The following is a 13,251-nucleotide window of genomic DNA, read 5'->3' as shown; positions in this document are numbered from 1 at the left end:
GATTATCCTTTTATCGAGCCAACCATCATGCCCTTGACAAAATACTTTTGTATAAAAGGATAAATACACATAATAGGAAGGGTAGTGATGACAATGGATGCCATTTTTAAAGATTCCGTTGCCGAGTGATTTAATTGAGCATAAGCGTCTTTTTCGCTTGGATTGAAGGTTGCAGCTACCAAAATACTTCTTAAAATCATCTGCAAAGGATACTTTTCGGTGTCATTTAAGTAAAGCAACGCATCGAAATATCCATTCCAAATGCCAACAGCTGTAAATAAGCCGATGGTTGCCAGGATTGGCTTGGAAAGTGGCAAAATGATTTTTACTAATATTTGAGCATCAGTGGCCCCATCAATGTAAGCAGATTCACTTAGGCTTTCCGGTATATTCCTAAAAAAGGTTCTCATGAGAATAATGTTCCAAGCGGACAATGCCCCCGGAAGAACCATAACCCAAATGGTGTCTAATATATGCAGGGACTTATAAGCCAGAAAGGTAGGGATCATACCGCCACCAAAAAACATGGTTATAATGTACACCTTGGACATAAATGCACGCATTTGAAACTTATCTTTGGAAAGTGGATATGCTGTTATTGCTGTGAAAAACAAGGTGAAAAGCGTCCCCAGGGCAGTATACACAATCGTGTTTTTATATGCCGTGAAAAAAATAGGATGGTTTATCATGGTCTTGAATGCACCTATGTCAAAACCTTTTGGAAAAAAACTAACTTTCCCCGCAATGACTTCTGCGGGATCGCTAATAGACACAGACACAACGTAAGCAAAGGGATAGAGCATAGCCAGTACAATAATAGCCAACATGATGTACACGACGGAAAGAAAGACCCGATCTCCCATTGGTTCTTTGATTTTGTAAGAATTTTTTTTCATGACATCACCATAAACTTTCCTTTAGGAGTTTTCTGGAAAAATAGTTTGCCCCTAATAAAAAAACAACGGAAACCAAACTGTTAAACAACCCAATAGCACTTGAAAATCCATAATCTTGGTCGATTATACCTTTACGGTAAACATAAGTAGAAATAACATCGKCAACATCATATGTGGCAGGGCTATACATTAACAGAATTTTATCGAATCCAACGCTGACAATACCGCCAATTGATAAAATTAACAAAGTAATGATGGTTGGGCGGAGACTGGGCAAGGTGATGTGAAACATCTGTTTTAACTTAGAACAGCCATCGATCTTAGCCGCTTCATACATTTCTGAGTCAATCCCTGTAATGGCCGCCAAGTAKAGTATGCTGGAATAACCAATTCCCTGCCAAATACCTGAGCCAATATACAAGCTTCTAAAGTAACTGGATTCGTTAAAAAATTGGATATCGGCAACACCAACATTTGCTAACAAGTCATTGACAATACCACTATCACCAAACACCGATTTCATAATGCCCACAATGACAACAACCGAAATAAAATAAGGTAAATACGTAGCGGTTTGAACAAATCTCTTAATTTTTGGATGTACAACTTCGTTAATCAACAAAGCCAGAACAATGGGTGCTGGAAAAGACCACAGCAAGTTATAAAGACCAAGAACAAACGTGTTTTTTATAATTCTAAAAAAGTTTGGATCTTTAAAAAACCGCGTAAAGTTTTCAAAGCCAATCCATTCAGAGCCACCAATCCCTAAAAACAAACTGTAATTTTGAAAAGCAGTTACGACACCGACCATCGGATAATAAGCAAACAAAGCAATCATGATTAACCCTGGAAGCGACATAAGCAAAATAAAGCGGTTACATTTCAAGTCATATTTAAATTTTGAAATAAATGACATATTATTTGCTTTTCCAGTAGTCGTCGACAAAAGCTCACCTCATTTCATCATTTTGTTGTTTATCGCTATATGCCCATCTCTCTGTAGGAAGATCATGGGCTTCAGCGAACTTTGCCCGGTGTATAACTTTTACCCCGCGCGCACCCGCTCCGATCAAAATGGCTGTCAGTTACTTGATGTTCGATCCTCTCCTTAGACCCCATTCATTTTTTTGCGCCAATTTACCTTCAATACGATTATAATAATTGGAATAAACACCATTGTCAACGTGGTTTTTGGATCCAAATTTGTAATGATCAAGATAAACGAGCCGATAGTACCAGGCAAAATAACGGACCAGATCGTATTCAGCAAATGCATGTTTTTGACTACTGAAATATGGAAAAAAGCAACAGGATGCCCGGGCTTCAATTGCTGGTATTCATTCGACCGGGAAGATGATTTTTTCCAAAGCTGTTGAACTTGAATGTTAAAAAATGATCCTACCCAATATGCCAAGCTTCCAAGGCCGCAGAACACCTTTATATATCCCTATAAATCCAAGATTAATAGTCAAATTCCATCATGATTTGTGAAATCAGAACAAGGGTTTCCTTATTATGCATAAAGAGATAGTCTATGTGACTTTACCTGAATAACGCAAACTTTAACAACACAAAAAACCACTCCCTAATAGAATCATTATGGAGTGATCTTTGCTTTATTTATTATTTATAACAGTGACTGCTTCACAAACTGAGGTCAAAATGACCGCAAATTCACGAGGCTCTGGTCACGATGAAGGGCTGAAACCCTACATCATGCCGCCCATGATATTAGGTGAGTTTTTTGTGTATTTTAGGTCTTATCATAGGTTTTCTATCCGAATCCCCTTAAAAATCAGTCCTATATTTCCAAGTAAATATGATGTGTTTGCAGTGTTCGTGGTCAAAATGTGGTCATGCAATTATCCAATCATATGTTTGGTATGCGGGAACATATTAACCTAGAGTTTGAGCAACTCAAGTTATTCAAAAGACTGTATTGTAGATCTACATTTCCAGTTCCAACCAAGCCACACACTCAACATGCACGGTATGCGGGAACAGGTCGACAGGTTGCAGGGTTTGAAGCGTGTAGCCCCGAATGGTAGCAATTCAGTTACATCCGTTGAGAATGTGTCAGGATTGCATGATACATAGACGATCCGTTTTGGTTTAGAGCGTCCAATGCGGCRCATCACTTTTCCGCCAACTCCGCTACGTGGTGGGTCTATCAACAGAATATCTGCGAATCCTAAATGATCATGAATCTCATCTAGTCCACTGCGTGCATCACGGGCAAGGAATGTCGTGTTATGCAAATCATTATCGATGGCATTCCGTTTTGCGGATTCAATCGATGTCTCGACAATCTCGATTCCTGCCAATTCACCGTCAGGCGTTTTCGTAGCAAACAATGCCAACATCATTTCGCCGGTCGCAAACGATTCCCGCACCATCAAATGACGAAGAAGCCCATCATGTGCATCTTTGTCATAGTCTTTAAGGCCGAACTCTTTTACCCATTCCTGACTTCCAACATGCCATCTACCATATTCCGGCCTGCAATCAGACACGTTTCCAATGGGATGATCTTACGAAAATCCCCTTATTCATGCATTCCAATATCCCCCTCAGGGGAAACGTGAACTCCATCTTATTACGGTAATGCGAAGGTTCGTCCATTCCGATCGTATCCAGTACCAGTTTAGAATCTAATCCTTCACGTTTCAATGCGTTCTTCACATACGTAGTCTTATGCTTCAATTGACCTTCATACGTCCAGTGTTGCCATACACAACCTCCGCAAAGCTCAAAATGAGGACAAGGCGCATCCGTCCGTTCGTGGCTTGCAGCTAGAATCTCTACAGGCATTACTTTTTTTCGTTTCTTATCGGGATCATCGACGACGATCTGCACTGACTCCCCTATGAGTGTCTGCGGAATCGTTAGCTTCAACTTTCTAGGATTGGAACCTATATCACTCTCACGCCAAATCACAACTATTCCATTACCTTTTTCATCTAAATGGTCAATTTCCGCAACGAGCGTTTGTTCTTTTATATTAGTCAAGAAATGATTCCCTTTTCAACAGTCCATTCATGTATTGAAGGATTATTCCCACAATGCTTCTGTACCTCTTCAAAACAGACATACCTTATCATTATAACGAGAATGGGGCAGAATGAACATGCACTTCATACAAATTCAACAACATCAAGTTGGATGTGTGATGGGTGACAGACACCAAAAATATGTCTGTCGCTCACACAATTGATTCTGTGCTTCAAACGAAAAAAAATGATACTATGTATGATGGGTAAAGGACTTTGCTACAGCTTATATCGTTTTTATATGTTGCAACAGAAGGAGATAATATGAGTAACGAACAAAATTTTTGGCTTGATTTACCAAAGCCGTTTTTTATATTAGCACCAATGGAAGATGTCACAGATGTTGTATTTCGTCACGTCATTAGTGAAGCTGCAAAACCTGACGTATTTTTCACGGAATTCACAAATACAGAAAGTTATTGTCACCCTGTAGGAAAAGACAGTGTACGTAGTCGATTAATGTTCACAGAAGATGAGCAACCGATTGTCGCTCATATTTGGGGCAATAAACCTGCATTTTTTGAACAGATGAGTATTGATATGAAGAAGCTTGGTTTTCGTKGTATCGATTTAAACATGGGATGCCCAGTACAAAACGTCGCATCCAATGGAAAAGGTGCTGGATTAATACAACATCCTGAAGTTGCAGCAGAAATTATTCAAGCAGCAAAAGCAGGTGGATTGCCGGTTAGTGTTAAAACAAGATTGGGTTACCATGATATTGACGAGTGGCGCGATTGGTTAGGACATATATTGAAACAAGATATTGCGAATCTTTCCATTCACCTTCGTACAAAAGATGAGATGAGTAAAGTAGACGCACACTGGGAATTAATCCCTGAAATAAAAAAATTACGCGATGAAATTGCTCCAAATACGTTGTTAACTATTAATGGAGACATTCCTGACCGCGCAACAGGTTTAAAATTAGTAGAACAATACGGCATTGATGGAGTCATGATTGGCCGCGGCATTTTCACCAATCCATTTGCTTTTGAAAAAGAACCTAAAGAACATAGCGCGAAGGAATTTCTCAATTTACTTCTTTTACAGTTGGATCTTCACGATAAATATTCAAAAGAAACCCAGCCACGTCCATTTAAACCACTTCTTCGCTTTTTCAAAATCTTTGTTCGTGGATTTAGAGGCGCAGGCGAACTAAGAAACCAATTAATGGATACCACATCTACAGATGAAGTACGTCGTTTAGTAAAACCTCTTTTAGATCAAGAATTAGATTAAAACATACCCACCTGTGCATGATTAAAAAGGGGCTGTCCAGAAAGTCAGTGAAAACCGACCGCTGGACGTCCCGTTTTTGTTAAATGTTAAAATAAGGCACAAAAAAACCGTCTTTTCCTGTAGAATGGAAGTTACCACACCAACACTCTACAAAAGGACGGTTTTTATGCGTAATCAAATGACTACTATAGAAGAGTATACCACGGGGCTGACCCTTCCTCCAGGGGATTTGGAAGAAAAGATCGTTTCCAAAAGAACCCTTGCACCTACCTTTAAAGACTATGACAACAAGCAGGCTCAGATGATTCTGGATCTGGAGATGTATATTCCCACCCATCACGTAGCCCGCGTGATTGATGAGATGATTGAAGCCATCCCGGATGAGCAGTTGTTTGCTCACTATACAGGAGGAGGCCGAAGTGCCTACCATCCCAAAATGATGCTCAAAGTCATGCTGTACGGCTACTCACAAAAAGTTTATTCCTGTCGCGGCATCGAAAAGCTACTGCAAGAAAACATCCCGGCCATGTGACTGGCATCGATGCAACAGCCCGACTTCCGCACCCTGAATGACTTTCGTGGTGTGCGCATGAAAACGTTCATGAACGAGCTGTTTGAAACGATGATCCACAAGCTCATAGCGGACAACTACATCAMGATGGAGAGCTACTTTTTAGACGGCACGAAGATCGAAGCTGATGCTAACAAGTATTCGTTTGTGTGGAAGAAATCGACGCTGCGCTTCGAAGAGAAGCTCAAGGAAAAGGTACAGGCGACCCTTGCGCATATTCATACGCTCACGCAACATGAAGCTGGCGAATACGCGGCAGCAGACCCTGTCGAACTTCCTGCTAAGCTCAAAACAGCAGCAGTTGTGCTGGCGGAAAAGGTGGAGCGATTGACGGAACAAATTGCAGGGGCAAACGACAGTGAAGAGCGGAAAGACTTACGCAAACAGCGTAGAGCCTTAAAACAGCCGCTGAAACAAATTCGGGAGGATTTTCTTCCCCGATTCACCAAGTATGAGCAGCAGAAAGCCTGCTTTGGCGATCGCAACAGCTATTCCAAAACGGACCCGGACGCCACCTTTATGCGGATGAAGGAAGACCACATGAAGAACGGCCAATTGAAGCCGGGCTATAATGTGCAAATGGCGACGGAAAACCAATTCATTTTGTTTTACAGCCTTCATCTGCGACCTACCGATACACGTTGCTTTATGCCACACATGGAGCGATTAGTCGCGTCTTCTTTGCCCATGCCGAAAACGGTGATTGCCGATGCGGGTTATGGCAGCGAAGAGAACTATTTGTATGCGGTGGGCGAAGAAAAAGAGCCGCGTTTTGATTTTCTCATTCCTTACGGCAGCTATATGAAAGAGAAAACCAGGCGATACAAAAATGACATTCAGCATGCTTCAAACTGGACGTATGAAGAGCGAGACGACCGTTTTGTTTGCCCCAATGGCCGCTACGTTCGCTTTAAGAATTACCAGACGAAAAAAAAGGCTTCTGGCCTAGAGCAAAGCTTCAAGATTTATGAATGTGAAGATTGCAGTGATTGCCCATTCAAGGCAAGCTGTACCAAGGCAAAGGGAAACCGCCAGGTACACTGGAATACGATCTGGGAAGAGTTAAAGGCAAAGGCCAAACAAGCCCTTGAGGATGACGAGAAATCTGCTATCTATGCTCGACGTAAAGTCGAGGTAGAAAGCGTATTTGGTCACATCAAGGGCAATCGGTCGTTCCGCCGGTTCTCCTTGCGAGGGCTAGAGAAGGTCCACACCGAGTTTGGAATTGTGGCCTTGGCCCACAATCTACTGAAGGTGGCGGGCATCCGCCACGCTACTTTCCGGCAAAAGCGACAGAACAAAAAAAGTTGGACGGAAAACATGACGTTTTTCCGACCAACTTTTTATTTTGGGGACTTATTAGACAGCCCCTTTTTGTATTCCAGTGCGTTCTTTCTGCCTTACCGGAAAAAGATTATTGCAATGAATTGATATACGCATCATAGGCTTCCTGATAAATGGCTATGAATTCTTCCACTCCAAGTCGCTTCAGTTCTTCAAAATAAGCTGGAACTTCCGATAGAGGCTCGGCTCCTATAATGAATTTCGCTTCCATTGTTTTTGTAAAATCTTCGATGCCGGTCTTCAGTTCCGCAATTCGCTTTTCTTGCTCATCAGTCATATACAAATTAGGAAACTGTAATTGCAAATATGGTGCTACAATTTCTTCATAACTATTTTGCCAGAAAACATCAGGCTCAGAAGCAGAAAGTTTTTTGCCGGCCATCTCGGACAAATCATCCGTTGACAAGGTAAGGCCAAGAGGATTCCCATTAATCGGAATCAAATGATTGATCATATCCCATACAGAGCTGGTTCCCGGAGCCATATTTGGAAAAAGGTTCGCTCCTTTTTCATCGATCACCCAGCCTGCATAAGGATAATCCAGCGTGTCCTCTGACCCTACCATCGGTCCGCCCCATAAGTTATATGCATATTTCTTCGTGAAAAACAGATCTGCAAATCGGATAGCTGCTTTCGAATACTTGCTGTCTTTGCTGATAGCAAATTTCCCTGCGACATTTCCTTGCCTGTCTGGCCAAGTCGGCTTGCTATTCCACTGGCTGACAAGCGGTTTAACAGAAGCGTAATCCTTCCAATTCGGTGTCGTGACATGAGGCGCTCCGTTGAAATGATAACCCGCTAAATCCTGAGAACTAATGGAGTCTTGCTGCACTTGTGTTTGTGTAAATATATTTTTGTCCAGCAATTCTTCGCTGTACAGTTTATTGACATATTGCAAGTATTGCTCGTACACCGGTTCAGCCTCCGCCAGCTTGACTGTCCCATCTTCAACATAAATAGAAGGATTATTACTTGCGTTCAATCCGAACGCCGTCAAGAAAAAAGTTCTTTCCGCCATGCCAGTTCCCCACGCACCTGTAAATGGAATTTCATCTTGCAGTCCATTTTGGTTAGGATCTTGTTCCTTGAAAGCCTTCAGCACATCATAAAACTCATCCAAATTAGTAGGCTGCTGCAAATTCAAATTGTCCAACCACTTTTGGTTGACAAATCCGCGTTGCTCATAAGTGATCGGGTATGAGAGCTGGTGCAGACTTGGCAACGTGTAGATATTGCCGTCCGGACTGGTAACAATCGCCCTACTCTCCGCACTTTCACTGAATACTTGCGAGATATTCGACGCATACTCCTCTATCAAGTCATTGAGCGGCATAAACATCTTCTCTGACTGTCCAAAACGAGTAATTTGGCTGTTGCTGAAATTATTATTCAGGAAAATGTCCGGCAGATCACCTGAAGCAAATAATAAATTTATTCTTTCGGGCCATGCTGCTACGTCTGTGACCGTCACATCAAATTTAATATTGGTGCGCTCCTCGGCCCACTTCCAGAACCACTTATCCTCTACATATCCCGGCATTGCGGTATTCTCCACCACATGAACTTTGAGCGTAATCTGCTCATTGACAATCGGCAAATCTGAATCCAAATTTAGATAACTGCTTTCTCCGTCTGCTTCCTCTGTTCCCTTCTTTTCTCCCGCGTTTGTCTGTTCTGGTGATCCAGTTGTCTCTTTTGGCGAGGCATTCTCCTTCCCTGCACATGCCGCCGCCATTAATACAATAAACACGGATAAAACGATCAGGCTTATCTTGCGTTTCATGTTTAATACACCCTTTCTTAATTTAATATCTATTGATCACGTCTACCCTTTTAGGGAGCCGATCAATGCCCCTTTTACAAAATGCTTTTGTACGAACGGATATATGACCAGCACAGGCAAACTCGCAATAAATATTAAAGCATACTTCATTGATTCTGCCATTAGTGCCTGTTTTGCAATATGAGCCATCTCCTCATCTGTAAGAAAGGTCATATTCTCCATACTCATCATTTCATTCATCAACAAAATATTGCGCAAAACCAGTTGCAACGGGTATAAGTTGCTGTCTGTCAAATAAATCAATGCCGCAAAAAATTGATTCCAGTGACCAACGCCATAATACAGCGCCATTACAGCAATAATTGGCTTCGACAGTGGCAAGGCAATCCGAAGGAACATCCCGAAATCCGAGCTACCGTCTATTTTCGCCGCTTCATATAATTCCTCTGGAATATTGATTTGATAAAAAGTTCTGGTAATGATCAAATTGAAGACAGACATTGCCGATGGCAACAGCATCACCCATACCGTATCCAATAACCCAAGCTGCTTGATCAACAAATAGTTAGGAATAAGTCCTCCGCTGAAAAACGTAGTGAATACAAATAAGAGTATAATTGCTTTTTTCCCTGCCAATCTCCTGCGAGACAAGGCAAAAGCACAAGGAATGGTAACTGACAAATTAATCAAAACACCAGCTATTGTGTAAAAGATTGTATTACGATAGCCAATCCAGATAATTGCATTAGCAAATACATTCTTGTAAGCATCGAGAGTGAACTCCTGCGGGAAAAATATTACCTGGCCGCGAGATACATTGTAAGGGTTGCTGAATGATGCAATTACTGTGAAATACAACGGATAAAGCACGATCACTAAAATAACTGAAAGAAGAAAAATGTTGATTGCATCAAAAATTTTGTCATTACGTGAACGCAGCATGCCAGACCCTTCTTTCTTTTCATTACCACAGGCTAGTTTCACTTACATTCCGGGAAATTCGATTGGCAACGATTAATAAAATGAAATTGATGACGGAATTGAATAATCCAACCGCTGCTGAGAAACTGAACTGGCCACCAACTAACCCCGTTCGATATACATAAGTCTGAATAACATCCGATGCCGCCATGTTCAATTGGTTTTGCAGCAGCAACACCTTCTCAAACCCTACAGACAATAGCGAACCCGTATCCAATATTAACAAGATGACGATAACAGGGGTAATCGCCTGCAGATCGACATGAATTATTTTTTGCAATCGGCTAGCTCCATCGATCTTGGCAGCCTCTATCGATTGCGGATCAACTCCTGCAAGCGCCGCCAAATATATGATCGTGCCAAACCCGGCATGTTGCCAAACTCCTGACATAACAAAAATCGTTTTGAACCATCCCGGCTCTGTCATGTAGCTAATCCGCGGTCCACCCAAAAACGCAATTAATTGATTAATAAGTCCTCGATCCTGGTCTAGAAACAAGACGATCATACCGGCAATAACAACGGTGGAAATGAAATGCGGCATGTAAGTAACCATCTGTATCACTTTTTTAAACTTTCTCCCGATCAATTCATTGATTGAAATTGCCAGCAGAATGGGTATCGGAAAACCAACAACCAGCTGATAGACACTGATACCAATCGTATTCAACATGATCGCATTAAAATTGGTGATATTGAGAAATCTTTCGAAATGGTGAAAACCTACCCACGGACTCTCCAATATCCCTAAAGAAAACCTGTACTCTTTGAATGCGATTAACACTCCATACAACGGTACATAATGAAATAGAATGATATATGCCACCGCCGGCAATATAAGCAAATATAGCTGATAATCTTGCAAAACATTTCTTATCCTCTTGCTTCCCAAATTTCATCCCCCATTCGCACAAGATAGCTGGTATGGTTCATATCATACGGATCGTCTTGATAACTGTATATATCTCGTTTTTTTTCTCATGTTGTTTTTTTGCCGCAGCAAAAAAACGGCTTATACTATAGTTTTAATAATTTCCTAAGCGTTAAAAAACTCTCGACACTTGCCGGATATCCATCCAGGAAGTAGCGAGAGTCTGGCGGGTATTGCTTGAAACTGTCCATTCCGTCGTTCAATTATTTTTCTGAGGCGAGCATTGGCATGTCAAAAGAGCGGTCGTATTGTTCCTTGTATTGGGCAGGAGTAAGACCTGTTGCTTTTTTGAAAATTTGAATAAAATGAGACACATTCATATATCCTATTTTCTCGCATACATCCGCTATGGAATGCTCCCCTTCATTCAGTATCCGCTTCGCATGTTCAATACGCAGCCTGGTGACATACTCTTTAAACCCATTGCCACATTGTTCTTTGAATAACTTGCTGGCTGCGGGCAGCGAGAGCTGAAATTTTTGCGCTAAGCTGTCAAGTCCAAATCCAGGATCCAGAACATTGTCATGCACATATTGCACCATATCAGCCGAAAGTTGATTCATCGTTGCTTCTTTGTGGGCATGTATCGAACGGCATACTGTACAAACCATCTTCTCGGCCATCTGGAATATTTCATGGGGTTCTCCGTACAACATAACAGACAATATCTCATGATGCTTCATGCTTTGGTCAAGCTCATTCAACTGTTTTAATAAAGTACGCACGAAATCCAGGCAATTTAACTTTTCCATCATCCAGGAGTCGGATTGCTCCCGAATTGAGTCCCTGACATGATGCATCTGCTCGCTCGCCAATACTTCATCGCCAAGCTTAATTGACTGAATTAAACGCATATAAGCCTGTGTAGGATGCCACAAGTATGCTTCGGAATGCTCTCCCTTCTCAAAATGAATGATGGTTTGCTTACTCTCATCATTACGTTCAACTGCTGACAACGCTTCCAGCATTGACGTGTTCATATCCTTCAAATCCAACACACTTGATCCGATTCCGATCCTTATGAGAATACCTGCCTTGCGGCAGCGATCAATCATCAAGTTCGCTAAACAGTCAAGATCAAGTTGCTTGTCACCGTCCGGCAACCTTAGGCAACATACGGCTGCTACATAATGTTGATGCAGCAGATCCACGCCATATATCGTGGCAGAAGGATGCTCCAGTTCGAGTTCCTGAATTAGATGCTCTTTGTCCATCCCGTGCCAAGAATCATCGTTCTCGCGAGAAATAATAAAGACACAGAAAGATGAGCAATTCAACCTTATTCCCGCTTCACTCCCATGCTTCAGAAGATCAGGAGTAATGTTTCTGTACAACAAATTTGTGAGCACATAGTGCTTCACCCGGTTTTTCTGCTCTTTGATTTCGGCGCTTAATGAATGCTGGTTGGCGATGGTACTCATCATCGCTGCATGAATATTGCTGAATTCATTTTTCCAAGGCTGTTTATCAGTTCGAACTGTAATTTTATTTGCCAGCAGTTCCATTTTTCTGACCGGTATAAATACAAAGGCTGCGAAGAAAATCGCAATAGTCAGGCAGACGATCAACGAAATCGAAAGCAAAACAATCACTATTTTCTTGAAACTGGTTACATTCGAGGCGTAATCGTTATGAGCAGGATACATTAACAACTGAAACCCAGTTTCTCCAGCGACCGTTTCGAATACTTTGGAGCGGCTGTCGGCTTCCTTAGCCGAACCCCACTTGGCGAGCCATTGCTGATTTTTATCCCGAATCGCAATTCCGTCAATTTCGCCGACTATATTTTTAATCCGCTCCATAAAAGCTTTTTCAGAAATAAAAAAAGCAACCGTTCCCGTTTTTGTTGAAGTATTGTAAGACGAGATCGGGAAGGAAAATACCATCGTCAATTGTGAAGCACCTTTAGCAAGATTATCAACCGAATAAGAGTTTACCAAAGGCTCCTTGTGCTGCAACAAACCGGTCAAGACCTCATGGTCAGGCTCCAGTTGAAGGATGTGCTTGAAATACACATCCTCATAGTATTTGCCGTGCGCATTATATATCTCTGAACTGTCTTTTATCGCATAAATAATCTCATCGGCAAGCAAAAGTTGACTTTTATATTTACGCATTTCCTGCGCCGCTTCCACTTGTTTGTAAGCGTTTTCCTTTAATTGGTAGGGGGCCAGCTTGTTGTTACCGGCAATTTCGAAGGACATCTTCATCATATGCTTCCATTGCTGATCCAAATCATTAGCTATTTTCTCCAGCTTATAGGTATATGAAGCATCTATTTCTGAGTTGAGCCGCTTTGTTGCCTGGTCGAACACCACCAGTGCCAGCAAGACAGGTATCATCATGATAACCATATAAGTAATTAAATATTGATAATAGACGCTGATGTTCAATTTTTCAATCCTGAACATTCCACTGATCTTATTTCCCGCCCAGCCCAGCCAACGGGGCTC

Annotated in this window: 10 protein-coding genes and 1 pseudogene; 3 read left to right on the top strand and 8 right to left on the bottom strand. The window is 41.7% G+C overall.

The window, feature by feature from the left end; translation table 11 throughout:
* Positions 1 to 2 precede the first annotated feature (2 nt).
* From AC1DWN_RS05525 to AC1DWN_RS05510, 4 genes and pseudogenes are all read right to left on the bottom strand, one after another.
* Entirely contained in the window at positions 3 to 896 is an 894-nt protein-coding gene (locus AC1DWN_RS05525) for a carbohydrate ABC transporter permease (RefSeq protein WP_477557922.1), read from the bottom strand.
* A gap of 4 nt (positions 897 to 900) precedes the next feature.
* Positions 901 to 1,842 carry an ABC transporter permease gene (locus AC1DWN_RS05520; protein ID WP_477557921.1) on the bottom strand — a complete coding sequence of 314 codons (942 nt, stop codon included), beginning with the start codon at positions 1,840 to 1,842 and terminating at the stop codon, positions 901 to 903.
* A gap of 162 nt (positions 1,843 to 2,004) precedes the next feature.
* Entirely contained in the window at positions 2,005 to 2,310 is a 306-nt protein-coding gene (locus AC1DWN_RS05515) for a hypothetical protein (protein WP_477557920.1), read from the bottom strand.
* Positions 2,311 to 2,843: 533 nt separating this feature from the next.
* Positions 2,844 to 3,905 (bottom strand): annotated as a pseudogene (locus tag AC1DWN_RS05510) (class I SAM-dependent RNA methyltransferase).
* Between the two features lie 305 nt (positions 3,906 to 4,210).
* Between AC1DWN_RS05510 and AC1DWN_RS05505 the strand changes: the two are divergent.
* The 3 genes from AC1DWN_RS05505 (at position 4,211) to AC1DWN_RS05495 (ending at position 7,190) form a co-directional block, all read left to right on the top strand.
* Positions 4,211 to 5,188: a tRNA dihydrouridine synthase gene (locus AC1DWN_RS05505; protein ID WP_477557919.1), complete on the top strand. Its 978-nt coding sequence runs from the start codon at positions 4,211 to 4,213 to the stop codon at positions 5,186 to 5,188.
* Positions 5,189 to 5,354: 166 nt separating this feature from the next.
* Positions 5,355 to 5,720 carry a transposase gene (locus AC1DWN_RS05500; protein ID WP_477557918.1) on the top strand — a complete coding sequence of 122 codons (366 nt, stop codon included), beginning with the start codon at positions 5,355 to 5,357 and terminating at the stop codon, positions 5,718 to 5,720.
* A gap of 9 nt (positions 5,721 to 5,729) precedes the next feature.
* Entirely contained in the window at positions 5,730 to 7,190 is a 1,461-nt protein-coding gene (locus AC1DWN_RS05495) for an IS1182 family transposase (RefSeq protein WP_477557917.1), read from the top strand.
* Here the strand turns inward: AC1DWN_RS05495 and AC1DWN_RS05490 are convergent.
* The 4 genes from AC1DWN_RS05490 to AC1DWN_RS05475 form a co-directional block, all read right to left on the bottom strand.
* Positions 7,174 to 8,886: a type 2 periplasmic-binding domain-containing protein gene (locus AC1DWN_RS05490; protein WP_477557916.1), complete on the bottom strand. Its 1,713-nt coding sequence runs from the start codon at positions 8,884 to 8,886 to the stop codon at positions 7,174 to 7,176. The two genes, AC1DWN_RS05495 and AC1DWN_RS05490, sit on opposite strands and share 17 nt — an antisense overlap.
* Before the next feature lie 42 nt (positions 8,887 to 8,928).
* A complete protein-coding gene (locus AC1DWN_RS05485; protein WP_477557915.1) occupies positions 8,929 to 9,828 on the bottom strand; it encodes a carbohydrate ABC transporter permease in 900 nt (299 codons plus the stop codon).
* A gap of 22 nt (positions 9,829 to 9,850) precedes the next feature.
* Entirely contained in the window at positions 9,851 to 10,759 is a 909-nt protein-coding gene (locus tag AC1DWN_RS05480; RefSeq protein WP_477557914.1) for an ABC transporter permease, read from the bottom strand.
* 242 nt (positions 10,760 to 11,001) lie between these two features.
* Positions 11,002 to 13,251: helix-turn-helix domain-containing protein (locus AC1DWN_RS05475; protein ID WP_477557913.1), on the bottom strand; the 2,250-nt coding region annotated here is incomplete at its 5' end.

It is taken from the genome of Paenibacillus sp. P4_A7 (assembly GCF_056402455.1).
Note: the sequence above shows the minus strand (reverse complement) of the source record. Positions and strands in the feature narration are given on the sequence as shown.